21 protein-coding genes and 2 pseudogenes are annotated in these 26,192 nt (G+C 43.2%); 13 read left to right on the plus strand and 10 right to left on the minus strand.

Going from position 1 to position 26,192, the window contains the following annotated elements:
- Positions 1-278 (plus strand): integrase core domain-containing protein (locus AAEY78_RS03405; RefSeq protein ID WP_352337338.1); only part of this gene is annotated, 278 nt, incomplete at its 5' end.
- A gap of 37 nt (positions 279-315) precedes the next feature.
- Here the strand turns inward: AAEY78_RS03405 and AAEY78_RS03410 are convergent.
- From AAEY78_RS03410 to AAEY78_RS03425, 4 genes and pseudogenes are all read right to left on the minus strand, one after another.
- A pseudogene (locus tag AAEY78_RS03410) lies at positions 316-894 on the minus strand (ArsB/NhaD family transporter); the annotation flags it as partial.
- A 78-nt stretch (positions 895-972) separates the two neighbouring features.
- Positions 973-1,683 (minus strand): arsenical resistance protein ArsH, encoded by a 711-nt coding sequence (gene arsH, locus AAEY78_RS03415; RefSeq protein ID WP_502943653.1) that lies wholly within the window; start codon positions 1,681-1,683, stop codon positions 973-975.
- A gap of 102 nt (positions 1,684-1,785) precedes the next feature.
- A pseudogene (arsC, locus tag AAEY78_RS03420) lies at positions 1,786-2,112 on the minus strand (arsenate reductase (glutaredoxin)); the annotation flags it as partial.
- Between the two features lie 74 nt (positions 2,113-2,186).
- Positions 2,187-2,609 (minus strand): tetratricopeptide repeat protein, encoded by a 423-nt coding sequence (locus AAEY78_RS03425; protein ID WP_352337340.1) that lies wholly within the window; start codon positions 2,607-2,609, stop codon positions 2,187-2,189.
- 350 nt (positions 2,610-2,959) lie between these two features.
- On the opposite strand from AAEY78_RS03425, the gene AAEY78_RS03430 reads away from it, so the two are divergent.
- Positions 2,960-4,234: an amidohydrolase family protein gene (locus AAEY78_RS03430; RefSeq protein ID WP_352337341.1), complete on the plus strand. Its 1,275-nt coding sequence runs from the start codon at positions 2,960-2,962 to the stop codon at positions 4,232-4,234.
- Positions 4,235-4,270: 36 nt separating this feature from the next.
- Here the strand turns inward: AAEY78_RS03430 and arfB are convergent, their stop codons facing one another.
- Both arfB and AAEY78_RS03440 read right to left on the minus strand, forming a co-directional pair.
- On the minus strand, positions 4,271-4,684 hold the full coding sequence (gene arfB / locus AAEY78_RS03435) for an alternative ribosome rescue aminoacyl-tRNA hydrolase ArfB (protein ID WP_352337343.1): 414 nt from the start codon (positions 4,682-4,684) through the stop codon (positions 4,271-4,273).
- Between the two features lie 187 nt (positions 4,685-4,871).
- Entirely contained in the window at positions 4,872-6,779 is a 1,908-nt protein-coding gene (locus AAEY78_RS03440) for an autotransporter domain-containing protein (RefSeq protein ID WP_352337345.1), read from the minus strand.
- A 240-nt stretch (positions 6,780-7,019) separates the two neighbouring features.
- Here AAEY78_RS03440 and AAEY78_RS03445 point away from each other — a divergent pair, with 240 nt between their 5' ends.
- The gene (locus AAEY78_RS03445; RefSeq protein WP_352337346.1) at positions 7,020-7,949 is read left to right on the plus strand and encodes a DMT family transporter; all 930 of its coding nucleotides are present in this window, start codon (positions 7,020-7,022) and stop codon (positions 7,947-7,949) included.
- Between the two features lie 44 nt (positions 7,950-7,993).
- Here AAEY78_RS03445 and AAEY78_RS03450 read toward each other — a convergent pair whose 3' ends face one another.
- Both AAEY78_RS03450 and bilR read right to left on the minus strand, forming a co-directional pair.
- Complete coding sequence (locus tag AAEY78_RS03450) at positions 7,994-8,623, minus strand: DedA family protein (RefSeq protein WP_352337348.1); 630 nt, start codon at positions 8,621-8,623, stop codon at positions 7,994-7,996.
- A 217-nt stretch (positions 8,624-8,840) separates the two neighbouring features.
- Positions 8,841-10,760, minus strand: coding sequence for a bilirubin reductase, long form (gene bilR / locus AAEY78_RS03455; protein ID WP_352337349.1), 1,920 nt, complete (start codon positions 10,758-10,760; stop codon positions 8,841-8,843).
- Positions 10,761-11,115: 355 nt separating this feature from the next.
- Here bilR and pstS point away from each other — a divergent pair, with 355 nt between their 5' ends.
- The 5 genes from pstS to phoU all read left to right on the plus strand — a co-directional run bounded on the left by pstS (position 11,116) and on the right by phoU (position 16,422).
- On the plus strand, positions 11,116-12,288 hold the full coding sequence (gene pstS, locus AAEY78_RS03460; protein ID WP_352337350.1) for a phosphate ABC transporter substrate-binding protein PstS: 1,173 nt from the start codon (positions 11,116-11,118) through the stop codon (positions 12,286-12,288).
- Positions 12,289-12,486: 198 nt separating this feature from the next.
- Positions 12,487-13,440: a phosphate ABC transporter permease subunit PstC gene (pstC, locus tag AAEY78_RS03465; RefSeq protein ID WP_352337352.1), complete on the plus strand. Its 954-nt coding sequence runs from the start codon at positions 12,487-12,489 to the stop codon at positions 13,438-13,440.
- Positions 13,441-13,543: 103 nt separating this feature from the next.
- Entirely contained in the window at positions 13,544-14,455 is a 912-nt protein-coding gene (gene pstA, locus AAEY78_RS03470) for a phosphate ABC transporter permease PstA (protein WP_352337353.1), read from the plus strand.
- A 94-nt stretch (positions 14,456-14,549) separates the two neighbouring features.
- Positions 14,550-15,464: a phosphate ABC transporter ATP-binding protein PstB gene (gene pstB, locus AAEY78_RS03475; protein WP_502943637.1), complete on the plus strand. Its 915-nt coding sequence runs from the start codon at positions 14,550-14,552 to the stop codon at positions 15,462-15,464.
- Positions 15,465-15,630: 166 nt separating this feature from the next.
- Positions 15,631-16,422, plus strand: a complete 792-nt coding sequence (gene phoU / locus AAEY78_RS03480; protein WP_352337354.1) for a phosphate signaling complex protein PhoU — start codon at positions 15,631-15,633, stop codon at positions 16,420-16,422.
- A gap of 14 nt (positions 16,423-16,436) precedes the next feature.
- Here the strand turns inward: phoU and AAEY78_RS03485 are convergent, their stop codons facing one another.
- Positions 16,437-18,116 (minus strand): sensor histidine kinase, encoded by a 1,680-nt coding sequence (locus AAEY78_RS03485; RefSeq protein WP_352337356.1) that lies wholly within the window; start codon positions 18,114-18,116, stop codon positions 16,437-16,439.
- A gap of 11 nt (positions 18,117-18,127) precedes the next feature.
- On the minus strand, positions 18,128-18,829 hold the full coding sequence (locus AAEY78_RS03490; RefSeq protein ID WP_352337357.1) for a response regulator transcription factor: 702 nt from the start codon (positions 18,827-18,829) through the stop codon (positions 18,128-18,130).
- A 265-nt stretch (positions 18,830-19,094) separates the two neighbouring features.
- On the opposite strand from AAEY78_RS03490, the gene AAEY78_RS03495 reads away from it, so the two are divergent.
- The 5 genes from AAEY78_RS03495 (at position 19,095) to glcF (ending at position 25,993) form a co-directional block, all read left to right on the plus strand.
- The gene (locus AAEY78_RS03495; RefSeq protein ID WP_352337359.1) at positions 19,095-19,607 is read left to right on the plus strand and encodes a Spy/CpxP family protein refolding chaperone; all 513 of its coding nucleotides are present in this window, start codon (positions 19,095-19,097) and stop codon (positions 19,605-19,607) included.
- A gap of 333 nt (positions 19,608-19,940) precedes the next feature.
- The gene (ggt, locus tag AAEY78_RS03500; RefSeq protein ID WP_352337361.1) at positions 19,941-21,917 is read left to right on the plus strand and encodes a gamma-glutamyltransferase; all 1,977 of its coding nucleotides are present in this window, start codon (positions 19,941-19,943) and stop codon (positions 21,915-21,917) included.
- A gap of 312 nt (positions 21,918-22,229) precedes the next feature.
- Positions 22,230-23,714 carry an FAD-linked oxidase C-terminal domain-containing protein gene (locus AAEY78_RS03505; protein WP_352337362.1) on the plus strand — a complete coding sequence of 495 codons (1,485 nt, stop codon included), beginning with the start codon at positions 22,230-22,232 and terminating at the stop codon, positions 23,712-23,714.
- Positions 23,711-24,769, plus strand: coding sequence for a glycolate oxidase subunit GlcE (glcE, locus tag AAEY78_RS03510; RefSeq protein WP_352337364.1), 1,059 nt, complete (start codon positions 23,711-23,713; stop codon positions 24,767-24,769). Before AAEY78_RS03505 ends, glcE begins: the two co-directional genes overlap by 4 nt.
- Before the next feature lie 12 nt (positions 24,770-24,781).
- Complete coding sequence (gene glcF, locus AAEY78_RS03515; protein ID WP_352337366.1) at positions 24,782-25,993, plus strand: glycolate oxidase subunit GlcF; 1,212 nt, start codon at positions 24,782-24,784, stop codon at positions 25,991-25,993.
- Positions 25,994-26,192: the final 199 nt, after the last annotated feature.

Here is a 26,192-nt window from a genome sequence, read left to right on the forward strand (position 1 = left end):
ATAAAATGGCTGACAGCGGTGTTATTGCCTCTGTGGGCACGACTGGTGACTCATACGACAATGCATTGGCTGAAACGGTCAACGGGCTTTATAAGTCTGAGGTGATTGAATATCTAAAAGAACAATGGCATGGCGTGAATGATGTTGAATTAGCAACCCTTGAATGGGTAGACTGGTTTAACAAAACACGACTGCATAGTACGATTGGTTATGTGTCACCCTTTGAGTTTGAAAAACGGTACTATGATAGTTTAATCCTGTCAGGTATTGCTGCCTGACTCAAGTAAATCACTCTCCGATAAAGTCGGGGCGGTTCAGTACCAGTAATGTTGCAACAACGGAGACTACATTCACTGGCACCATAACGGTGGCATAGCGCCCAAAGCCAATATCAAAATAATTGGCGCTGACAATATTAACTAGATTGGAGGTTACTAATGGCAGGCTTGCCGTATCTGCAATAAATCCGGTAGCAATAATAAAAGCTAAAGCTGACTTTGGCGCAAAATCAAGACGCAGTAAGATTGCGATAACGATAGGCGTGAGCAATAATGCTGCTCCATCGTTGGCAAAAAATGCGGAAATAAAGGCACCTAGTACCACAATCATCGGGAACAATCGCCGACCTTGACCATTACCGAATCGAGCCACATGCAAGGCTGCCCAGCCGAAAAAACCTGCCTCATCTAATATTAAAGAGATGATAATCAAGGCAACAAAGGTAAAGGTCGCATCCCAAACGATATCCCATACAATAGCAATATCAGACAATTGCACCACACCAAACAGCAGGGCAACCAATGCTCCACCAAGCGCGCTCCAGCCGATACCCAGTCCTTTTGGCTGCCATATGACCAATACCAAAGTGACTATAAAAATTGCTAGCGCTAACATAAACGTGCCTTATTAAACATGCCTTGCTATAAATGTACTTTACTATAAATGCGCTTTAATCGAATAAAGCAGCCATAGCTATTTTTGATTGACCCGTTGTGACACTTGCTCACAGCTTTCTACCCGTTCAGAGTAACGATCGGTTAGATAATCAGCACGACCACGCGTCAGCCACGTGAATTTTACCAGCTCTTCGCAAACATCAACCATACGCTGATATAAAGGCGATAACTTCATCCGATTGTCGTCATTAAACTCCAAAAACGCTTTTGGGATAGAAGATTGATTAGGGATGGTAATCATACGCATCCAGCGCCCAAGAATGCGCAGCTGATTAACGGTATTAAAACTTTGACTGCCACCGCTAACTTGCATGATTGCCAGCGTTTTACCTTGCGTGGGTCGTACGCCGCCAAGTGACAAGGGTATCCAATCAATCTGTGCTTTCATAATACTGGTAATACTACCGTGACGTTCAGGACTCACCCACAGCATACCCTCCGACCATGCTGCAAGTTCGCGCAACTCTTGTACCTTAGGATGGTTAACATCGGCGTCATCTGGCAGTGGCAAACCGGATGGATTAAAGGTACGCACTTCGCAACCATACCAGCGTAAAATTCGGCTTGCTTCTTCTGCGGCTAATTTAGAAAATGAGCGCTCACGTAAGGAGCCATATAGTACCAATATCTTTGGCGCATGGCGTGGGTCATTTGCCCCAATCAAAGACTCAATATCAATTGGACGCAAGTGTTCACTATAGATATTTGGCAACTCAGTTAAATCAATGAATGGCTCTGGAATATGACTTGTCGCATTGCTACCGAGATACTGTAAGACTTCACCATCTTCTTTGATAAAACGACTGACAGGATGCGTTAATAAATCAAATACTCGCTCTGACGGACGGCATAATGCAGCGCCTTTATCCGTAACGACGATGGGACGATTGATTAAAATAGGATGCGCAATCATGGCATCGAGAAGCTGCTCATCGGATAACGCTGATTCATACAGTTCTAAAGCCGCCATCTCTTTTTGCCGTAACAACGCACGCGGCGAGAGGTTCATTAAGTCAAGCAGCTCAACCAAATATTCGCGTGTGGGCGGCGTTTTTAGATATTCGATGATGTTAGGCGTTTCACCTGACGCTTGCATAATAGCTAAGGTATTGCGCGAAGTACCACAGTTCGGATTGTGAAAAATAATCGGTGTCATAACGACCTTTTGTTATGTAAGAGTTGTCATTATTTTAGTGAAAATAGCAGCCATAAGCTTTAAATAGCATCGATTTACTCAGATAACAATTTAGTGAGCAACTCATCAATTTCTACTTTAAATTCTTTGTCTTCTATTTTATTGGCAGTGATTTTTGCATTTTGTAGGCTAGTAATAGCCGCGTCCTTTTGCCCCAATTCAACTTGAATAACTGCCATAGAAAAGGCAATAGATGACAGATGGTCTTTCGAATTGACGGCCTTGGCTTTCTCTAACGCTTTATCATAAATGACCAGAGCTTCGTCGAAATCGGCAGTAAAGTCAGCAAGCGTTTCCCATTGTTCAGGATGGTCTTTATCGGTATTTTCATTGTCGACACAAATTGCTTTTAGCTCACTATATAGCCAATTAAAAGCTTCCTGATGTCCTTTTCTATCGGCTTCGAGTAGCTTTTCAGCCAAGGTATAAACCGACTTATATATTTTGGTATTAATCATGACACACTTCCTTTTTAGAATTAAGCACAGCGCTATTGGCAAAAATATGAGTGAAACTGTGAGCGAAATACGGGCAAATCGTTATTTTAACATCATTTGTGTTACTGCTGAACGGCAGACATAAGCAGGGGCTGTAAAATAGCACCCTACCTGCGCTGACTCAATAGACGATTGCATTTAACTGCTGTTTATTATTGAGCGTTATATGAGTAAACAGGGATGAAAAATCGGTTCTAATAATGCAATTTTAACGATACCGTTCCTACCTTTTAGCTAAGTAACATTTGCTAGGTACAGTCAGCGCCATGCCATTACATATATTGCCAATAAAAATAGAAAGGATAAAAATTATGGATATCATTATTAAAAACGCTCGATTGGAAAATCATCAGAATATGGTAACGATAAAGATAAAAGACGGGCTGATTGCTGCTATTGAAGACGTTAATCATGCTATTGACGATAGTCATGATGAAAACTATGAAGATGAAGTCGCTATAAATAACGCTAACACCAGCATTTACGATGCTCAAGGTAATTTCGTTTGTGCAGGTTTTTATGAAAGCCATATCCACCTTGATAAAGCCTGCATACTTGACCGCTGTAGTATAGAAAGCGGTGATTTGGAAGAAGCAGTGAATGAGACTGGGCAAGCTAAAGAAGAATTTAGCGAAGCTGATGTGTACGCACGCGCCTGTAAAGTAATAGAGATGGCAATAAAAAAAGGCACTGTAGGAATGCGTACCTTTGTAGAAACAGATGCCAAAACGCAATTACGCAGCTTTAACGCGATTAAAAAAGCGCGCGAAAAATATGCTTTTGCAATGGATATTGAGATTTGTGCCTTTGCCCAAGATGGTTTGACCACGGCACCACAGACTTATGCGCTGTTACAGCAAGCGTTGACACAAGGAGCGGATTTGGTCGGTGGTTGCCCCTATAAAGACGAGCATCCAGACCGCCATATCGAGATGATATTTGATTTAGCAGAGCAGTTTGATGTCAATGTTGACTTTCATTTGAACTTTGACTTAGACCCTGAAGGCTCGAGCATCCCTAAAGTGGTGAAAGAAACCATCAAACGTCAGTATCAAGGGCGCGTGTCTATCGGTCATGTGACTAAGCTTTCGGCGATGGATACCTTACAACGCGGCGCCATGGCTGGACTATTAAAATTCGCGGATATCTCATTAACCGTCTTGCCTGCAACCGACATTTATTTAAACGGACGTGATTACGAGGCATTAATTCCAAGAGGAATGGTCAATGCCAATGAGCTGGCAGAATTGGGCATTAATACTACAATTTCTAGTAACAATATTCTCAATGCCTTTACCCCTTATGGGGATGCGTCTCTTATCAGAATGGGTAATATGTACGCCAATATTGCGCAACTGTCGAAAGATAAAGATATAGAAACCGTCTTTGATATGATTGGAAAAAATGCAGCCAAGATATTGTCGATGCAAGCAGAAATAGCCATCGGTGCGCCTGCAACTTTAGTGGTATTAGAAGCGAAAGATGCGGTGAGTGCTATTAGAACCAACGCGCAAGCTTTGGCAGGCTTTAAAAATGGTAAGCAGACGTTTTGCAATGCAGCCGCTTTTATTTGTTTTGATAAATAATTATTTTATGAGTGCAAGTACTATCGTCGCGTATAGCTAAATATCGACTTTACCACGTAATACTTTTGTTCTACCACGCTGGGTTTTGTTGTCCATGCGCTTACGCCGAGCATTGTTGCTTGGCTTGGTAGGTTTACGAGCTTTTTCGATATAAGTAGCCGTGATGATAAATTGCTTGAGGCGCTCAAATGCATCGATTTTATTGCGTTCTTGAGTACGAAATTGCTGCGCTTTCAGGATAAGTACGCCATCTTTGCTGATACGACTGTCTTTACTGGCAAATAAGCGTTGTTTATTACTGGCGCTCAAACTTGAAGCTGAAATATCAAAACGCAGGTGAATGGCTGAGGAAACCTTATTAACATTTTGCCCGCCAGCACCTTGGGCGCGTATGGCGTGAATTTCTACCTCATCGTCATTAAGGCTAATATTATTGGTGATAAAAATCATAGTTGTCTACCAACTTAAAATAATGATTATAAAGGTTTATCATAAACCATTGGCTAATGAGTCGACAATTTTCTTTTATAACACATTCTAAAGTCACACACTAAAAAGCCGCTACACACGTCACTGTATGTAGCAGCTTTTTGACATTTAAGACTCAATACTCAACTTAAGACCCTAAATACCTTGTTTAAAATGCACCACTTAACCCTACAAATACACTGGTATCTTTGTCATCATCGCCTTGAGAATGCGTTACACCTGCATTGGCGTTAAGCAAGCCGAAGTTTTTGGATAGCCCCAAGGTTATAGCCGCATTATCATCGTCAGTTTGCACCATAGGGGTATCAAAGCTAATATCTGCGATGGTATTTAAACGTGCTGAAGCTGCCTTACGATTGTCGCTCAACTGTTTTTGATAATGAATATCACCAAATAAATTTAGATTTTGACCAAGCTCATGATTGGCTTTTACCCCAAGCTTACCATAAGTCGTATTGTATTTTTGCTCATCAAACTGCATGGCAATGCCTGACATTTCTTGCTCTTTTAGTCCATCTATTTTTACACGACTGGCAGTAGCACCTATGTACGGCGTGACTCCAATACCGCTTACTTGCATGGGATACCCTGCCTGTACATTGGCATAATAACGCTTACCATCTGCATTTGAACCAAACTCTTGTTTATTGCCACCAAGGGTAACGGCTCGTGTCACATTAATGTCCATATTGCCAAAACCAACAGCACCATTAATCTGCATACCACCAAACTTATCTAAGGCATTGCTATGGTAGACACCAAAACCAACTTCGTCTATCGCAATATCACTAAGACCTGTGGGAATACCTAGATTCTCAAACTCATTTTTGGTGATGTTGCCATATAATCCTGTGACGGCATTTTCTGAATTAGGATGAGCAAAATCTGCGCCCAATAATACTTGTGTATTACCATCACTTTCGAAGCCTGCAATGTCTTGATTTTTAAATTCGCCAGTTGCCCACAATGTGCGGGTGGGTTTTGCCTCACTGCTTTGAATGTGATTGATGTGAGATTGCAAGCGCTCGTTGGTTGCCAGTCCTGTTGTCGTCGCAATGTGCGGCAAGACGCCTATTTGGCTTGGAGCGGTGACAACCGCATAAGCATAGTCTGCTATCATTTGATGCGCGCGACCAGTAGGATGAATACCATCGGCAAAGAAATAACTGTTATTGGCATTTGGCGTGACTAAATTACCAGCGCCACATACTAGCAAGCTGCTAGTGTTACAAGCGGGCGCCGTTACATTGGTGAAGCCATATGCCGCAGGGTTTTTGCTTACTTGTTGTAGCAAGCTAAAAGTATCAAGCGGGATGATATTAGCGCCCGTTGCAACCGCGCCATTATAAATAGATTGGTTATATAGGCTTGCTAACATTGTGCCAGACGACTGAAACCCTGCTCCTGCGGCAATAGCAGTAGGTGTCAGTCCTATATCAGGAATATTGGGTACTAAAATGTAATTCGCACCATTATCTTTTAGCATTTTGATGGCTGCGACTTGGCTGCCAGCTGCTGATGAAACCGTATTTAGTGCATTAGCAGGGTCTGCAGCTGCTGCAAGTAAATCATTTGCGCCGCCCCACACCACATACATGCCATTAGGATCAACTTTTTTATTAGATAGATAATCATTTACCTGATTACTAACAGACGGGATAGGAACAATTACAGAAGCACCTGGGATAGGAAGCTCACGTAAATCATTCTTACCTGCTCTTGCCCATCCAGTAGCATAGTTATTACCTGTCTTGTCGCCCAGATATTTATTAGCAACCGCTGTAGTTCCCAGCTGCTCGGCAAAGGAGGTTGCCCACACATTATCAGGATTGGTGGTGAACTGTCCTGATTGATTCAATCCCAGACTACCTTGAGTAATCGGGCTAAAATAACCACCATCGGTTAAGCTGTCACCGAAAAACGTGACACTATTATAAAGATTAGCTTGAGCAGCATTGGCATGAGAGTAACTTATTGCCGAGACGGTAATAGCAAGGATACATTTGGTTAAGTTTTTAACAGAAAAATGCGTGATAGGCTGGAATGTAGAGTGCATATTGACTTCCTTGTCCGGAATATGGCAGATTGGTCTATTAAGTGTAACGGCTTTTGCGAAATCTAGCAATTATTCTGCGTATACAAGTCTACATAAGTTGCTTATTGTCAGTTGCTTACTATTAATCATCGTCATAAAAAATGACTTATAAAAAAATCATTTATAAAGCATTATAAAAAAGCACTATAAGAAAGCGCTATAAATTACTAGGATTCTTTTTGCTCATTAGTAGGATGCCCTATGCACACACCCACAGAGCGAAAAACAGCTCAGCACCCACACGCATGGCTTATTCCCTTTGCTTGTTTAATTGCAGGCGGCATCTTAACCGGTCTCTCCACCAATCTTGCAAAATATGCGGGCAGTATTGGACTTACTGCGTTGGCGTTTCTTTTTTGGGCGATAACAGGAGCAGCGATTATATTGCTCGTTATTGCAACCGTGAGGCGTGAGCGTCCACTTTTAACGGCGCGCTATTTAGAATATTACTTCATTGCAGCGCTAGTCAGTGTTGCCGGTGCCAACCTGATTTTCTTCTCTGCGATACCTCATGTTGGTGCCAGTTTTGTCGCCTTGATACTCGCTTTACCGCCGCTACTTACTTATATTGGCGCATTGGCATTAGATATGGAACGTTTTAATAAACAGCGCGCTTTTGGTGTTGCATGCGCGCTGGCTGGGGCATCTGTGCTGGCAATTCATAAATTTTCTGCTGCGGACGCTTCTATATTTTGGGTGTTATTGGCGCTGTGCGGACCGATATTGTTGGCAATCGGCAATTTGTATCGGACATTACGCTGGCCAGACCAAGCGTCTCCTATGGCACTTGCCCCCGGAATGCTGATTGCTGCAGCGTTATTGCTGGCTATGGTTAGCCTGTTTCCCACCTTTTCACTGGCAGTACCGATGGGAAAGATGTTGCCATTTATAGTTATCGTTGTACAAGCTTTTATCTTTGCCGGACAATTTTTACTGTTATTTTTATTACAAAAAACAGGCGGTCCGGTTTTATTAAGCTTGCTTGGTACGATTGGAGCGGTGGTCGGCGTGCCTATTGCTATTTTTTTACAAGGCGAGCGTCCACCGGATGGGTTACTACTTGGCGCGTCTCTTATTGGACTGGGGGTATTTTTTGTCACTTGGGGCGGGATTAAAATAAAAAATCTATAAACTTAAAAATCTATTATTTTCCATAAAACTCATGAGCAAATTAATTAGCTTAGCTTATTATCTCTTTTATCAGACCAATATCGCTTGATAAAAAAGCCAATAATAATAGCCACTGTTAACAATAAGAATAATTTTGAATATGGCGCGAGCATCACTTCAATACGTGCATAATTCTTGCCCAAGTAATAGCCCGCAAGCGTTAACACGGTCGTCCAAATACTGGCACCTACTGTGGTTAATACTAAAAAAGAGCCTATAGGCATGTGATTCATCCCGGCAGGAATAGATATGAGCGAGCGAATACCGGGTACCATACGTCCAAAAAAAACTGCTTTTTTGCCATGCTTATTAAACCAATCATCAGACGCCAAAACATCATCTGATTTAACAAATACATATTTGCCATATTTCTGCGTGAATAGAACTAAGCGCTCTTTATTAAACACACTGCCCAAATAATATAAAGGTAATGCACCCAGTACAGCGCCAAATGTACCGGCTATTATGACCAGTATCAGATTTAGCTGACCTTGCGCGGCAGCAAAACCAGCGGCTGGCATGATTAACTCAGAAGGTATAGGCGGAAAAACGTTTTCAGCAAACATGGCAAATACAATACCGAAATAGCCAAACTTTGCCATAATCATTAAGACCCACGCGCTTATTTGATTCATTTTAGGGTCTCAGTCATAGGTTCTTAGTAATGTATTTCAATTAACGTGTACGGACAAGTATCAAGATAAATGACATTATAATAAATTATTTTCTACTATTAATAACACTTTAAATCATCACATTATTCAGCATTTCTACCTAAAATTCTCATAATGTCCATTTTATCTAGTAATGACAATGCATAATTTTTATGTCATAAAAATTGTTATATGGTTATCAGAGTGCATTAGCCGCGTCATAAGCCGTTTTAATCGCGTGTGAGATGTCAGTAACTTCTGAGCAGTCTCCTACTTTGACGACTGCAATACCTTTATCAAGGAATGCTGCTGTGTCAAATTCAACGGGACGTGCACCGCTGGCAATAACCACGTAGTCGCATGGAATTTCTACCGGCTTATTGTCCTTATCCACGCAATGCAATTTTTCCTTATCAATGCTAATGACTTGATGATTCACATACTGTTCTACGCCGTGTATTCGATAATTCTCAAGCATGGTGGGTAAAATAGTGGTACTTAAGTGATCTGCAATCTTATCTTGCATCTCTACTATTGAAACTTTGCAATCTTGTTCGGCCAGATATTCTGCCGTCTCACAACCAACAATACCACCGCCGATAACCACCACCCGACCCGATACTTTTTGCTCACTAGCAAGTACTTTCCACGCATCACGGACGTTCTCACCATCCACGCCTGCGATAGGCGGTATGAAGCTCGACGCACCAACGGCTACGATGACAGCATCAGGCGCACAAGCCAGCACATTTGAGACAGTAGCGGTTTTCCCAAGATGCAATGTCACGCCCTCACGGTGAACTGCCTGTATCAAGTCCTCTACAGCACGGTATATCTCACTTTTACGCGGGGGAATATTAGCGATATTTAACTGACCGCCAAGCTGATTTTCTTTTTCAAATAAAGTGACACGATGCCCTTTTTTTGCAGCGACGCGCGCAGCCTCTAATCCTGCAGGACCGCCACCAATGACGACAATATTTTTCTGAGTTTCAGCAGGTGTAATGAAGCGCGTTTCTTCAAAACCATTCTCAGCATTGACCACACAAGCGATAAACGAGCGATTGAGAACATTATCAACGCAGCCTTCGTTGCATGAGATACAGCGGACAATGTCTTGGGCTTGACCTGCAGCAGCTTTATTTGTCCAGTCAGGGTCAGCCAACAGCGCACGACCAATACCAATCATATCAGCCTTGCCGTTTTGAAGCATATTCTCGCCCATATTGGGATCAATAATACGCCCTGAAGTGCTGACAGGAATAGAGACAGCCCGTTTAATATTGCCTGTAATATCCGCAAAAAAGCAATAAGGCTGCACCCCCATCGGTGGAATGGTATCTGCCATATTACCGGTGTGATTTGCCTGCCCAACATGCAGCATATCCACGCCAACAGCCTCAAGCCTCTGTGCAAACAGTGGCGCATCCACCTCATCAATACCGCCTTTACCACGCTCAGGAGTGACCACCGATAATTTATAATCGATAATCATGGTTGGTACGGATTTTTTTAATGCCGCCACCAACATCAAGGCAAAACCAGTACGATTTTCAAAAGAACCGCCGAATTTATCTGTGCGTGTATTCATTTGCGTACTACACAGCGCGCCCACTAGCCTATCACCATGTACTTGTATGACATCCACACCTGCTTTTTGAGCACGCACTGCGCAAGCACACATCTTGTCAATAATAGTCATTAAGGCGTCTTCAGACACCTCATTAACGAAAAACTGCATATCATGATGTAGTTGCGCACGCACTTTATCCATCTCACCCGCAGCAAACAACGCATTAAGCGCATCGCAATCATATTCTGGGTGAAAGATTTGCACGCCAAGTTTAGCGCCATAGGCATGTACATTATCAGCGAGCAGGCGAAAACTTGCTATTTGGCTATCATCAAACAGCTTGGGTGTGGGTGCAAAGGTACGGATAGGCGCGACATCACCCAGCACAATATATCCGACGCCACCTTGAGCAAGGCGGGTATAAAAGGCATTACTTTGTGAGCTGATCGTACCATCTTTGGCTTCATACCCTGTCGTCAGCGGCGGAAACATAATGCGATTTTTAAATAGTACACCACCAATCGTGATCGGTTCCAATATCTTCATAATCATTCTCTTATCTATCACTCAGAAATAATCGTAACTGTTAAACAGTCATATTCCGCTATTCTCTCATTCCCTGCTCTAATTGTGGGGTTTAATGTTTTATTAAAATAAGATTTTTGATAGTCATCAAAATGTAATATTCGGCTGTTAGAGTGTGCCTAAGTTAAGGTTCCTTAATTAGAAATAGCACCTAAACCCTATAAAATTACCATTCTATTACTTAGTAAAAAATTTATAACTATTTTAAAATCAATATCTTAAATTCACTATTCGCTATATTTTTTACTGTCTTATTTCATTTATTTAAAATTTTTTTGTTATCGATTCTTACTTAAAATCTACTTAGGAGAGTTACATGCGTTATTCATTACTGGCTGTGGCAACAATGGCGAGCGCCCTTACTTTAGCAGCTTGTGATAGTAAAAAAGAGGCAAATACTGATGCCAACGCTGGTGCAGTAGCAACAGAATCGTCAGCACAAGCTACCGGCAGCCAAGCATCTTCTGCTCCAACGTCAGATTTTAAATCCGCTGAAAACATCGCTCTTAATATCACGGGTGCTGGTGCATCTTTTCCGCAGCCTATTTATGCCAAATGGTCAGCTGATTACAATGCGGCAACGGGTGGTCAGGTCAATTATCAATCTATCGGCTCATCCGGTGGTATAAAGCAAATCGAATCAAAAACGGTCGATTTTGGCGCATCTGATGCACCCCTTACTCCTGAAGAATTAGAAGCGTCAGGTCTGATTCAGTTTCCCTCTGTGATTGGCGGCGTTGTACCGGTGGTTAATATTGACGGCATTAAACCGGGTCAACTGCAGTTAGATGGCGAGACTTTAGCAAATATTTATTTGGGTAAAATCAGTAAATGGAATGACCCAGCTATTAAGGCGATGAATCCCGATTTAACCCTACCTGATGCCGCGATTACTACCGTATTTCGCTCTGACGGCTCTGGTACGACCTTTAACTTTACCGATTATTTAGCCAAAGTATCAACCGCTTGGAAAGACACTGTTGGTGTAGATAAAACAGTGAAATGGCCAACGTCAGCAACGGGCGCTGGTGGTAAAGGTAATGAGGGCGTGTCAAGTTATGTGAACCGTATGAAGAACTCTATCGGCTATGTTGAATACGCTTATGCTAAGCAAAACAATATGGCACATACCGCACTTAAGAATGCAGCGGGTAACTTTGTGCAGCCTTCTGCAAAAACCTTTGCCGCAGCAGGCGATATCGATTGGTCACAACAAGCAGGCTTTTATAAAGTCATTACCAACTCTGAAACTGAGCAAGCATGGCCAATCGCCGCAGCTACCTTTATCTTAGTACACAAACAACCTGAGAATCCACAACAAGTGGCAGGCGTGTTGAACTTCTTTGATTGGGCATATGCGCAAGGTGATGACAGTGCGATTGCGCTTGATTATGTACCATTCTCTGATACCGCAGTGGCGTTATTTAAAGCCAAGTGGAATGACGTGAAAGGCAGTGATGGACAACCTGTCTATAAGCCAGCTCAGTAAGTTCATTACAACCTTAATAACAACATTATTTACAGCGTAACTTGATAAGTTTTATTACAGCAAATTTAATGGTAAAGCGCAGCATTTTAATACGCTTTACCAATTTGAGTTTGCTGTTGCAAGACGATATTAAATCATAAACCCTTATATTACTCCTCTACTCTTTTCGACTGAATCATATTTAATAATGAGACACTTATGATAGATCTAAGGTCGCAACTGGCTAAACAAAAACGTTACGATGCACTGTTCGTCAATGCAACCAAAGCTTTTGCCATTCTGGTGCTGTTGTCATTGGGCGGTATCCTTGCTTCTTTGGTTATTGGTGCGCTACCGAGTATCCAAACATTTGGGCTTGGGTTTTATACCAGCAATAATTGGGATACGGTTGCGAACGAATATGGGGCATTAGCGCCTATTTATGGCACGTTAGTCACATCATTTATTGCTATTTTAATAGCTGTACCGGTCAGCTTTGGTATTGCTATATTTTTAACAGAAATGTGCCCCAACTTTCTTAAAAAACCGCTGGGCATTGCCATCGAATTATTAGCCGGTATTCCTTCTATTATTTATGGGATGTGGGGCTTATTTGTCTTTGCACCTTTTTTTGGCAATCATATTCAGCCGTGGTTTATCGAGCATATAGGTCCACTGCCTATTATCGGTAAGTTATTTACCGGCGCACCGATGGGTCTAGGCATGTTTACCGCGTCTTTGGTGCTTGCCATTATGATTATCCCGTTTATCGCTGCCACCATGCGCGATGTTTTCTCGGTAGTGCCCGACTTACTAAAAGAGTCAGCTTATGGCATGGGCGCGACGACTTGGGAGGTGATGTTTAAGATTATATTACCGTATACCAAAGCGGGCGTGGTTGGCGGTGTCATTTTGGGACTGGGGCGCGCTTTAGGGGAAACCATGGCAGTGACGTTTTTAATTGGTAATGCCTTTAATATTAGCCCCAGTTTGTTTACCTCAGGGGTCACGATTACTTCGGCATTGGCAAATGAGTTTGCAGAGGCATCGAGCGAGCTGCATTTGGCATCGCTATTGCATTTAGGCTTAATTCTATTCGTCATTACCTTTATTGTACTGTCACTTGCCAAGCTGATGCTCATGCGTATGGATCACAAGGCTGGCAATCGCTGACTTTAAAACTGCGAAGTCTGACCCTGCCAACTCACGTGTATTCTTTTATCACGTATTGTTTATCGCACACTATTTTATCTAAGACGATAAGGAAATTCAGGTTATGCCCATTAACCCCACCAGTGCAGCTGTTAATACCGCATTGCCGATTGCCACCAGTTTTAAGGGTCGTTATAACCAAAGTTTATATAACAAACGACGCTGGGTGAATAAGCTTGGCTTAGGCTTTGCGATGTCGGCAATGGTATTTGGCTTGTTTTGGTTATGTTGGATTTTGCTGACGTTATTGGTCGAAGGCTTTCAAGGTTTGGTGCAATTGCCGGTATTTACGGCGGATACGCCACCACCGATGAGCGTGGGTGGATTGCGCAATGCCATTGTTGGTTCAGTGATGTTGGCTTTCTCTGGGTTATTTATCGGTGCGCCTATTGGACTGATGACCGGTATTTACTTAGCCGAATTCTCACACGGTAGCTTGCTAGGTAAAGTGACCCGATTTTTAAATGATATTTTATTATCAGCACCATCGATTGTCATCGGGCTGTTTATTTACGCGTTAATGGTTAAAGGTAAAAGTTTCTCTGGTTGGGCAGGCGCGTTGGCATTGGCTTTAATTGTCATTCCTGTGGTCGTACGGACGACAGAAAATATGCTTAAACTGGTGCCCAACACTTTACGTGAAGCTGCCTATGCACTGGGCACGCCAAAGTGGAAGTTGGTGACCCAAGTTACCTTTAAAGCGGCTAAAGCAGGATTGACTACCGGTATATTATTGGCATTTGCACGCATTACGGGTGAGACAGCGCCCTTGCTATTTACCGCGCTAAACAATCAATACTTTAGTACGGATATGGGTCAGCCACTGGCAAACTTGCCTAATACCATTTATCAATTTGCGATGAGTCCTTACGAGAACTGGCACACCTTAGCGTGGGCTGCAGCACTGCTGATTACCGGTTCAGTGTTGGTCTTAAATATTTTGGCACGCTTTATTGGTAACCGAGGTCATCGTTAATAAAAATACGATGCTTTTCCTCACTACCTAATATTAAGAACCAATTGCTAATGACCCATTTTCATACATTTAATTATGCTAAACGAGATACTTTATGAGCGATGTCAAAAAAAGAAAGTCTAAATCAGCTAACGATTTTAGCGCAAAAGAGCGCAGCCTATTTGCTCAACCCATACCAAGCAAAGCGCAAATGGCACAACCGGACAGCGCCAATTTTACCCAGCAAACCTGGCAAGATATTCCCAAAAATATGCCACCGGCAAAAATGGAAATTCGTGATTTGAATTTTTATTATGGTGACTTCCAAGCGCTTAAAAATATCAATATTGATATTGCGGATAAAAAAGTCACCGCCTTTATCGGTCCGTCCGGCTGTGGCAAGTCTACCTTACTGCGCACCTTGAATCGCATGTATGATTTGTATCCCGGTATGCGCGCTGAAGGCAATATTAATCTTGATGGCAATAATATCTTAGGCAAAGACATCGACGTTAATTTATTACGGGCGCAAGTGGGCATGGTGTTTCAAAAGCCAACCCCTTTCCCGATGTCTATTTATGACAATGTTGCGTTTGGCGTGCGCTTGTATGAAAAGCTGAGCAAGGCAGAACTGGATAATCGCGTCGAATGGGCACTCAAAAAATCGGCATTGTGGCCAGAAGTGAAAGACAAGTTAAAAGCATCGGGCTTATCTTTATCAGGCGGACAGCAACAGCGCTTGTGTATCGCGCGTAGCGTAGCGACTAAACCTGAAGTATTATTGCTAGATGAGCCAACTTCAGCACTTGACCCTATATCGACCGGCGCGATTGAAGACTTAATTGAAGATTTAAAAAAAGACTACACCATCGCCATCGTGACCCATAACATGCAACAAGCCGCGCGGGTGTCTGACTACACTGTTTATATGTATTTGGGCGATATGATTGAGATGGGCGAGACCGATCAAGTCTTTACCAACCCTGCCCAAAAAGCGACTGAAGACTATATTACTGGTCGTTATGGCTAAGCGCATTATGATGAAAATGCTGCTAAAAATATGGCTAAAAACCATCTTTTACATGGTTGTAAAAAATGGCAAAACATACGATTTAATTAAGCGTTTTAGATTAGACATTACTATTCAAATCCGCTGCATGATGCGCCCAATATTTTGATATTATGGAGTACCCTTGATGCAAAATGATAAACATACGTCTAAAAGCTTTGACCAAGACCTTGATGAAGCCATCCGCTTATTTTTATACATGGGTGATAGTGCTGCCAGTCAAGTGACAAAAGCCATTCACGCGCTAACTGATAAAGATGCGGTACTGGCGCAAGAAGTCATTGATATGGATTTTGATATCAATCGTATGGAAATTGAGCTTGACGAACATATTTTATTATTGGTAGCAAAACGGCAACCGACTGCCAGTGATTTGCGCTTGGTTATGGCAATCAGTAAAGGCGTGGTCGATCTAGAGCGTATTGGCGATGAAGCGGTCAAAATGGCACAAATGGCATTAAAAATAATTGCGCAAAGCCATACACCTTACGGCTATGCTGAAGTACAACACTTAGGCAATCATGTGCGACTCATGCTGCACAATGCCCTTGATTGCTTTAGCCAATCCAATGCTGAGCAAGCGTTTGAAGTCATTCGTAATGATGATGTGGTTAATGCTGAATACCAATCTGCACTGCGGGCACTAATGACTTATATTATGGAGGACTCGCGGCACGTCTCCAAAGTGATTAATGTGATGTGGGTGTTGCGGGCGCTGGAGAGGATTGGCGATCATGCCCAAAATATCGCTGAGCTGGTCATTAACTACATGAGTGGGCACGATGTGCGGCATTCGGACTATACTTTGGTTGAAAAAGCCGTACAAGAAGCCAATGATCGCATGGCGTCACACTATCCGCAAGTCACTATGAGCCAAGAAGAAAGCCCGAGTACAGTAGAGGATAAGGTCAAAGAGTAAAGGCAAAAGTATAATTATATTGCCAAGCTTATGTTTACAACCAAGCCTTTAACGCCCTGAGCATTAGGTTCGCTATTATGCACTTCAAGCTGACCTTGATGCGCCATAATTACCGCGTGTACAATCGCTAAACCCAGACCATAGCCACCTGTTTGTCTGTGGCGAGCGGAATCAAGCCGAACAAAGGGCTGAAAGATACGTTCTAAATCTTGTTCAGCCACGCCGCCACCTTCATCGCTGATAGTTATCTGTATGCCTGACTTGGTTTTCGTCAACGGTACTTGTTTAATGGTAGCGGTGACGGTCGAGCCTGCGGGCGTGTGCATAAAGGCATTACGAATCACATTTTCAAGGGCGCTATATAACTGTTCTTGATTGCCAGTAATAATAAACGGAGCGGTAGGCGGACTCCATTGCCACCGCACTTGTTTATGCTGAAACTCAAAGCACACATCTTGTCCAATCTCACTCATTATCTCTGCAATATCAACGGACTCGCCTTCTCTATCATCCATAGTATATTGCTGCATTTGCAGAGATTGAATGCGAATAATTTGTTCAATCAGCTCATTCATACGCGCCGACTCTTTATCAATGCGATCCAAGTATCGGCTGGCATTAGGTGCAAAATCACGGGTCAATTCTGTAGCAACATCAAGTCGTGCCAGCGGTGAGCGCAGTTCGTGCGAGATATCGCTCAGCATCTGCTTCCGTGCCAGCTCACTGGCAGCCAAACGTGTTGATAACTGTGCGACATCTTTTGCTAATAGCCCTATCTCATCGCTACCAAGATGGGATAAGTCAGGATTGGCTTGATAATCACCCTCAAGCATACGGCGAATACTGTGCTGAACCCGCAAAATACGCTTGGACATCGTTCTGCTTAGCCAGTAGCAAACTAAAATACTAAACAGTAAAATAAGAGACAAGCGTAAAGTAAAATGTCCTCGCTGTAGCTCTAACACGTCTTTAAACAGCAGGTGCGGGCGAAGCTGAATAATAGCTGTTTCGCCATTAGGTAAAGTCACAGTCATTTCAGCCAATTCGGGGCGACTGTCTACATCGGCAATGGCTTTATGCGGGGGCATTGGCTGCAAAATATCATCAAGTAGTGAAGGTTTTGCATATGGATTATTACCATCACTATTACTTAGGCTATATATGTCATAAGGGTTTTTACTGGCACGTGCCTTATCGCTAAATCGACTGTAATCTGACTCATTGCTATTAGATTTATCATCATTCAAACTATCATCAGTCAAATTATCACTAGTCAAACGCTGATTATCTGCTGAATTAATGGCTGGTCGTTCCTTTAAACGATTTTTATTGTGACCGCTTGGCATTCCTTCTTGATAACGATAGCGTGGATAAATAATTGCACCTTGCTCATCGTAGACTCTAATCTGATTCATAACCCGACGATCATCTGCATACAGTCGTTTAACCGCTGTCATATCACCAGCTTGTAAGGCTATGATTAAGACTTCTCGTTTAGACAACAACTTCTCGATTTGGCTATCCATACGCGTTGCCAGCTCTTGCTCATTAAGCCAGCGTTCCCCAACAATGGATATCAGCGAAGTAATCAAAATCATGAATAGCAAGCTTAAAAACAGCCGCCAAAATAAAGTAACCGGTATATGAAAACGTGATTTTTTTATAGTATTGTGTGGCGCAGCATTAGTGGTCATAGTGTTTTTTATCATAATACCAACTGATAGCCTTTACCACGGATGGCTTTGATTGGCTCATCGTGGAAAGGCTGCATTTTTTTGCGTAGGCGCGACACATGCACATCGAGGCTACGATCAAATGGTTGTAGCTCACGCTGTAGAACATGCTCTGATAGCCACGCCTTACTGACTACCTCTCCTTTTTGTCTTAATAATGCCACCAGTAAATCAAACTCTGTACCGGTAACTTGTAGGGTAATACCATCAATTTGACAGATACGCTGAGTCTGGTCGAGATGCAAGCGGCTCTCAGGTAGTGGCGTGTGCTCTGATACGGCAGCAGTGGTGCGTTTAATCACAGCATTAATACGTGCCAGCAGCTCGCGCGGATTGCACGGCTTGGTAATGTAATCATCTGCGCCCAGCTCCAACCCAATAATGCGGTCAATCTCCTCCCCTTTTGCCGTTAGCATAATCACCGGAATATCACTAATAGCAGGCAATTGACGCAGCACACTTAATCCATCCATCTTTGGCATCATAATGTCTAACACCAGTAAATCATAAGCGCCGATATCATGACTGCCTGTATCAGTCGACATCGATTTTAAGCACTGCATGACTGCCTCACCGTCATGAACACAGTCGCACTGAATACCATGATTGTGCAGATATTCTTGTAATAACTGAGTTAACTCTTCGTCATCATCACCGAGCAAAATATTTGGCATCACTTATCCTTTATTCCTTACTTATTATGTTAAAGCGTTATGACCTAATCGGTTAATAGTTCACACTTTATATGCTCATTATCAGGCACGTCCGGTACGTAGCGCCACAAACGTTACCTTTCTTAAAGTTTCATAAATGTTTGTAACCTCATCCTGTCCTATTATAGAACCTATCAACAGCGGCATATAAATTATTGCCCTGATAAGATGATCAACAAGTTTTAAACCACGAAAACAACTACGTTAAAAACAATAAGGGAAAATAATGAAAAAATTATTAATGAGCACTGTAATTGCAGCATCAAGTATCTTTGCTATCACTGCCGGCGCTAATGCTGCTAGCCCAGCAACCGACACTGCAACGCAAAGCAGCACACAAAAACAACATAGAACGGGCGCACACAACCCTTACTCACAGCTTAATTTGACCGCCACGCAAGACGCGCAAATCAAAGCGATTATGCAAGAAAAGTATGGCGCACAAAAAGACAAACGTGGCGACTATAAAGCAGAACGTGAGCAAATGCAGAAACAAATTCAAACCTTAACAGACAGTAAAACTTTAAATAACACAACGCTAAATCGTTTAGCTGATCAGGAAGCGGCAAAAACCAAGCAACGCTTTATTGAGCGGGTTCAAACTCAACATGCTATTTCTCAAGTATTAACGCCTGAACAGCGCACCAAAATGGCACAGCTAAAGTCAGAGCGCCAAGCTAAAGGTCGCCAACATATGCAAAACCGTACAGCCAATAGTAATTATCAAAAAAACATGTAATGTGGAAACAGCATTAAATAGATAATGAATTAAGCATTAAAATTAGTTATCAAGTTGTTTATAAGTAAGGCGCATCCATCGTGATGCGTCTTTTTTTAGTTTCAATAGATTAAAGGGTTGTTATTCATAACTGTTTCGATACTCTTTCGATGCTGTTTTTGTAGTGCTTTTTCATAGGCATTTCTTATATTCCTTTGCCAGTAGTCCTTTGCCAGCATTTTTGCTAAAATCATCCGAGCAACAAAAGTTTAATATTTAATAGTGTGCTTATCCCTTACTATTATGGGCAGTCATTACTCGACTTCTTCCTCAACTCGTAAAAAGGAATTTGCGATGCTAACTGTATTATCAAAAACTCAGCAAGATGCTAGTCAAATTCATCCTAAAAATAAAACCACCATCAAAGCTGCGATATTACTGATAAGTAGCAGCTTTTTGGTATCCGTATCTGCACATGCGCTTGAGCCTAGTAAGCAGCCGCTTCATAACAACACTATAAATGCCAGTGCTATCAATACTAGCGCCATCAATCTCGCTATCATGAAGGACGCGCCAACGGTCATAACTGAAACCCAGCGCGTTACTCGTACCACGTCCAATAGTGTAAAAAATACGCCTAGCCTAGGTTTAGCACCTATTACGACCCCTGCTAAAGCCGACCAAGCTATCTTTTCAAATGATGCTATTCAGCACCCACTATGGGCGAAGAATGGCATGGTCGCAAGCCAAGAAGCCATTGCCTCTGACGTGGGATTACAGATTTTAAAGCAAGGCGGTAATGCTGTTGATGCTGCTGTAGCGGTTGGCTTTGCCTTAGCAGTCACACTGCCGCGTGCCGGTAATATTGGCGGCGGCGGTTTTATGATGATTTATGATGCCAAAAAAGGCAAAACGGTGGCCCTTGATTATCGTGAAAAAGCGCCAAACAGTGCCTCGCGCGACATGTACCTTGATAAAGACGGTAACGCGGTAAGTGATTTGTCTCGCTATCATGGCTTAGCGGTTGGTGTACCTGGGACGGTCGCAGGATTATTAAAAGCCTTGGAAGAGCATGGCACGATGAGTCGCGGCGCGGTTATGGCACCAGCGATTGCCTTGGCAGAAAAAGGCATTATCGTCACTCCCGGCTTAACCGAATCATTAGAAGCGCTTAGTCCACGTTTGCAAAAATGGTCAAGCACCAAAAAGATATTTTTTAAACCTGATGGCAGTGCTTATCAGCCTGGTGAGCGCTTAAAACAGCCAGAGCTTGCCCGCTCGCTAAAGCTGATTGCCGCCAAAGGTGAAGCTGGATTTTATAAAGGGGAAACCGCGCGTAAGCTGGTTAAGGCAGTCAATGACGCAGGCGGCAGCATGAGCTTACAAGATTTGGCAAATTATAAAGCCATTGCGCGAGAACCCGTTAAGGGTAATTATCGTGGTTATGAGATTGTTTCTATGCCACCTCCGTCCTCTGGCGGTATTCATATTGTGCAGATTTTAAATATTTTAGAGGGCTATCCATTAAAAGATTATGGTCATAATAGCGCGCAGACCATTCACCTGATGAGTGAGGCAATGCAACTGGCTTATGCTGACCGCGCAGAATATTTAGGGGATTCAGACTTTATTAACGTACCAGTAAAAGGGCTGACAGCGCGACCATATGCAGATAAGTTACGCAACTTAATCAACCCCAATAAAGCCACGCCTGCTGCAACCATTAAAGCCAATAATCCATTACCGTATGAAAGTGATCAAACCACCCATTTTTCTATTGTAGATAAAGACGGTAACGCGGTGTCAAACACTTATACTTTGAATTTCTCTTATGGCACTGGATTGGTCGCTGAAGGCACGGGTATTTTACTCAATAATGAGATGGATGACTTTTCTGCCAAACCGGGTGTACCCAATGGTTACGGTCTCCTTGGCGGTGAAGCCAATGCCGTTGCTGCAGATAAGCGTCCCTTGTCTTCTATGAGCCCAACCTTCGTATTTAAAGACAAAAAGCCTTATATCGTGACGGGCAGCCCCGGTGGTAGCCGCATTATTACCACGGTTACGCAAGTTATCTCAAACGTTATTGACCATGACATGAATATTGCTGAAGCTACGCACGCACCACGTATTCACGATCAATGGTTACCGGATGAAATTCGTATCGAAAAAGCATTAAATATTGATACCATTAGAAAACTTGAATCAATGGGACATAAAGTGAGCGCCCAAGAAGCCATGGGCTCAACTCAATCCATTATGATTACTCCAAATGGCGTCTATGGTTCGTCAGATCCGCGCATTGTTGATGCCGCTGTGGTTGGCTATTAATTTTGAAAATTTCACTAACAACTTAAAAACTGATAATGATTTAAAAATTGATATTAACTTCAAAGAAGTGTTACCCCAACATTGAGGTGACACTTTTTATTTTAGACAACGGTTAGACAATAGTTAAATGGCAATTAAACAGCAGTTAATTAATAGCTCATTAATTATTGACTCTATTTAATGGTTATTAATGAGAAAATCGAGTCAACTTGTCTCATTACTAATGGACTATAGGCGTTAAAAGTGGCATTATTTTTATAATAACGATAAATTTCAGTTATATACACCATATAAGCTAGGGAGAGCAGCGGTATGAACCAGAGCGAAAGACCGGATAAATCGGCACTCGTGCATATGTTTCGCGCTTTTATTAAGCCGGAATACGTGATTAGCGATGAAGAAACGCAAAAACCGTTCGAGTGTGATGGGCTGTCTGTATATTGCGATATGCCGCTAATCGTAGTATTGCCCGATACGGTAGCGCAAGTGCAAGAAGTGATGCGTATCTGCCACCGTTATCAGATTCCGGTGGTCGCGCGCGGTGCGGGGACAGGGCTATGTGCCGGTGCGATGCCCAATCCTGATGGTGTATTATTAGTCTTGTCGCGCTTTAAACATATCCTCGATATCGACCCTCTTGCCCGTATGGCACGCCTGCAACCTGGCGTACGTAATCTTGCGATTAGCGAGGCAGCAAGTGCATATGGCTTATATTATGGTCCTGATCCTTCCTCCCAAATTGCGTGCACCATAGGCGGTAATGTCGCTGAAAACTCAGGCGGTGTCCATTGTTTAAAATATGGGCTGACGGTTCATAACTTATTAAAAGTAGAAATGGTCACAGTTGAAGGTGATTTAATTAGCATTGGTAGTGAGGGGCTAGATAGCAACGGTTTTGATTTAATGGCATTGATTACTGGTTCAGAAGGGTTACTGGGTATTGTTACAGAAGTAACGGTCAAGCTGTTACCCAGCCCTGAAAAGGCACAAGTCATCATGGCAGCATTTTCTGATGTACAAACCGCAGGTGATGCAGTCGGCGCGGTAATTGCAAAAGGTATCATCCCCGCTGGGCTTGAAATGATGGACAGTCTTGCCATTATAGCAGCAGAAGCATTTGCTCATGCAGGCTATCCAACTGACGCTGAGGCACTGCTACTGTGTGAGCTTGATGGCACAGTCGCTGAGGTTGACGAGCAGATTCGTGAGGTTGAGCAGCTGTTTATTGAACTTGGTGCTATTACTACTCGCGTATCGCAAACTGAGGCGGAGCGCGCGCTATTGTGGAAGGGTCGCAAGTCTGCATTCCCCGCTGTCGGTCGAATTTCGCCAGATTATTATTGTATGGATGGCACCATTCCGCGTAGCCAACTTGCCCATGTATTGACGGAGATGCAACGGCTTTCAGCAGAGTACGGCTTAAAAGTGGCGAATGTATTTCATGCCGGTGATGGTAATTTACATCCGCTGATTTTATTTGATGCCAATATGCCAGGCGAGCTTGAAAGAACCGAGGAGTTTGGCGGGCGTATCCTTGAACTGTGCGTGGCAGTAGGTGGCTGTATCACTGGCGAGCACGGCGTTGGCGTCGAAAAACTGCGCCAAATGAGCGTGCAATTTAACGAGCAAGAGCTGTGTCAATTTCATGCGATTAAATATGCTTTTGATCCAGTTGGTACCTTAAATCCGGGTAAAGGTATCCCTGTCCTTAAGCGCTGCCAAGAATATCGCACGCTTGAGGGCGGAAATTCAAAGTCAGCGCCTCAACATTCACACCAGCAGGGAGAGCTCGCATGAAGGACATCAGTCAACAGCTGATTGAACAGGTAAAGCAAGCCAGTAATGATGGCACTAAGTTACGTATTGTTGGCGGTGGTAGTAAGAACTTTATGGGTCGTCAAATTGAGGGCGAACCGCTTAGTATTGCCGAGCACACTGGCATCGTTAGTTATGAGCCGATTGAGCTGGTATTAACTGCACGCGCTGGGACGCCTTTAGTCGATATTAATGCAGCTCTAGCTGAGCATAATCAAAGATTGGCATTTGAGCCACCATTATTTGATGGACGGGCGACCTTAGGCGGGACATTAGCGTGCCATTTATCAGGACCCGGGCGACCGTGGAATGGCTCAATAAGAGACCATGTACTGGGTAGTCGCTTGATAAATGGTCGTGCCGAAGAATTACGATTTGGTGGTCAAGTGATGAAGAATGTCGCTGGGTATGATGTCTCTCGTATGCAGGCCGGCGCAATGGGCACATTAGGTGTCATTAGCGAAGTCAGTCTAAAAATCATGCCAAAACCGGCAGTTAGCATGACCCTTAAGCAAGAAATGAGCTCACCGCAAGCCATTGAAACAATGAATCGTCTGGCAGGGCAAGCCAAACCATTAACCGCTGCTTGTTGGTTCGACAATCATTTATATCTGCGCATAGAAGGCGCACGCAGTGCTGTTGATAGCACTATTACTCAATGGCAAGGCAGCATATTAGAAAACGGAACTGATTTGTGGAACCAATTACGTGAGCAGCAATTAGCTTACTTTGCTGATGATATGCCTTTATGGCGTTTCTCAGTTAATAGCAATGCGCCACACTTTTTGCCAGAAGCAGAATGGCTGATTGATTGGGGTGGCAGCCAACGTTGGCTACGCGGTGATTTTGTGGCTGCTGAATTAGAAGTACTTGCTACAAGCGCAGGTGGTCAAGTCAGCCTATATCGTGGCGGCGACAGGTTGCAAGACGTTTTTCATACTCAGCCGACAGCCCTAAGACAATTGCACCAGCGGTTAAAGCACGCCTTTGATCCGCAAGGTATTTTTAATCCCGGTCGTCTCTACAGCTGGATGTAATAGGAAATCATTATGCGTACCCAAATTAATGTGAAGTATCTGGAGCATCCAGACATTAAAGAAGCAGATGCCATTTTGCGCAGCTGTGTCCATTGCGGCTTTTGTAATGCTACTTGCCCCACTTATCAAGAGTTGGGTGATGAGCGTGATGGTCCACGCGGACGTATTTATCTAATGAAACAAATGCTTGAGACTGGTGATGTCAGCGAAAAAACACAGACGCATTTAGACCGTTGTCTGACCTGTCGCAGCTGTGAGACCACCTGCCCCTCTGGCGTAAAATATGGACGCTTGGCTGAAATTGGTCGCGATATCATGGAGAAGCAAGTAGAGCGTCCGTTGCAACAAAAACTGCTGCGCTGGCTGATTCGTAAAGTGCTGCCCTACTCACGTCGCTTCGGCTTCTTATTACGCTTAGGGCAATCGGTACGACCGCTACTACCAAGTACCCTAAAAGCTCAAGTGCCTCTCAGACAAGCCAAGCTTGCACTGCCAAAGCAGCAGCAAACGCGCCGCATGCTAGTACTTGCCGGATGCGCCCAACCGTCAGCCACGCCTAATACCAATATTGTGGCAGCCCGTGTCCTTGATAAATTAGGTATCAGCTTGTTCACCGCACCAGATGCCGGCTGCTGTGGCGCAGTCAGTTATCATATGACTGCGCATGAAGAAGGGCTAGGATTTATGCGCCGTAATATTGACGCGTGGTGGCCTTATATAGAAACTGGTGTGGAAGCCATTGTTATTAGCGCTTCAGGGTGCGGCTCGATGGTTAAAGAATATGGCGAAAAACTGAAACATGATAACGAATATGCTGCCAAAGCTCATCGCGTCAGCGAGCTTACTAAAGATCTTACTGAAGTATTAATAAAAGAAGATTTAAGTCAGCTGGAATTGCAAGATAAAGGACGTAAAACGGCTGTGCATTGCCCTTGCTCATTACAACATGCGCAGCAATTGGGCGGTCATGTTGAGCAAATCCTACAACAAGCAGGTATCACTTTGACTCGCACCAAGGACAAGCATATATGCTGTGGCTCTGCCGGTACCTATTCCATCCTTCAGCCTGAGATGAGCCAAAAACTACTGACTAATAAGCTGGCTGACTTAACCATTGATAATCCAGAACAAATCGTCACCGCCAACGTTGGTTGCCAGCTACACTTAGGCAGTCGCTCTACCTTACCTGTAAAGCATTGGATTGAGTTATTAGATCCGAGCTAGCTCTGTTGTCCTATATACCTTAAATGCTGTCGCTTAAATGGCTTTATTAAAAATAAATCATTTAAGCGATAGTGATGACGTATATCTCGTCACTATGTTAATTTTCATGCTATTGATTAATACAACTTTATCTTTCCAAAAAAATCACTATCTAGTAATAACTTTGGCTTAGGATCCACCTCTTTTAAGCCAACCTTAT

Source organism: Psychrobacter sp. 16-MNA-CIBAN-0192 (genome assembly GCF_040309565.1).
In the GTDB taxonomy this organism is placed as follows: Bacteria; Pseudomonadota; Gammaproteobacteria; order Pseudomonadales; family Moraxellaceae; genus Psychrobacter.

Coding starts and splice junctions, on each gene's coding strand:
- AAEY78_RS03425 (WP_352337340.1), bottom strand. CDS start 2,609: ATGATTAATACCAAAATATATAAGTCGGTTTATACCTTGGCTGAAAAG.
- AAEY78_RS03430 (WP_352337341.1), top strand. CDS start 2,960: ATGGATATCATTATTAAAAACGCTCGATTGGAAAATCATCAGAATATG.
- arfB (WP_352337343.1), bottom strand. CDS start 4,684: ATGATTTTTATCACCAATAATATTAGCCTTAATGACGATGAGGTAGAA.
- AAEY78_RS03440 (WP_352337345.1), bottom strand. CDS start 6,779: ATGCACTCTACATTCCAGCCTATCACGCATTTTTCTGTTAAAAACTTA.
- AAEY78_RS03445 (WP_352337346.1), top strand. CDS start 7,020: ATGCACACACCCACAGAGCGAAAAACAGCTCAGCACCCACACGCATGG.
- AAEY78_RS03450 (WP_352337348.1), bottom strand. CDS start 8,623: ATGAATCAAATAAGCGCGTGGGTCTTAATGATTATGGCAAAGTTTGGC.
- bilR (WP_352337349.1), bottom strand. CDS start 10,760: ATGAAGATATTGGAACCGATCACGATTGGTGGTGTACTATTTAAAAAT.
- pstS (WP_352337350.1), top strand. CDS start 11,116: ATGCGTTATTCATTACTGGCTGTGGCAACAATGGCGAGCGCCCTTACT.
- pstC (WP_352337352.1), top strand. CDS start 12,487: ATGATAGATCTAAGGTCGCAACTGGCTAAACAAAAACGTTACGATGCA.
- pstA (WP_352337353.1), top strand. CDS start 13,544: ATGCCCATTAACCCCACCAGTGCAGCTGTTAATACCGCATTGCCGATT.
- pstB (WP_502943637.1), top strand. CDS start 14,550: ATGAGCGATGTCAAAAAAAGAAAGTCTAAATCAGCTAACGATTTTAGC.
- phoU (WP_352337354.1), top strand. CDS start 15,631: ATGCAAAATGATAAACATACGTCTAAAAGCTTTGACCAAGACCTTGAT.
- AAEY78_RS03485 (WP_352337356.1), bottom strand. CDS start 18,116: ATGACCACTAATGCTGCGCCACACAATACTATAAAAAAATCACGTTTT.
- AAEY78_RS03490 (WP_352337357.1), bottom strand. CDS start 18,829: ATGCCAAATATTTTGCTCGGTGATGATGACGAAGAGTTAACTCAGTTA.
- AAEY78_RS03495 (WP_352337359.1), top strand. CDS start 19,095: ATGAAAAAATTATTAATGAGCACTGTAATTGCAGCATCAAGTATCTTT.
- ggt (WP_352337361.1), top strand. CDS start 19,941: ATGCTAACTGTATTATCAAAAACTCAGCAAGATGCTAGTCAAATTCAT.
- AAEY78_RS03505 (WP_352337362.1), top strand. CDS start 22,230: ATGAACCAGAGCGAAAGACCGGATAAATCGGCACTCGTGCATATGTTT.
- glcE (WP_352337364.1), top strand. CDS start 23,711: ATGAAGGACATCAGTCAACAGCTGATTGAACAGGTAAAGCAAGCCAGT.
- glcF (WP_352337366.1), top strand. CDS start 24,782: ATGCGTACCCAAATTAATGTGAAGTATCTGGAGCATCCAGACATTAAA.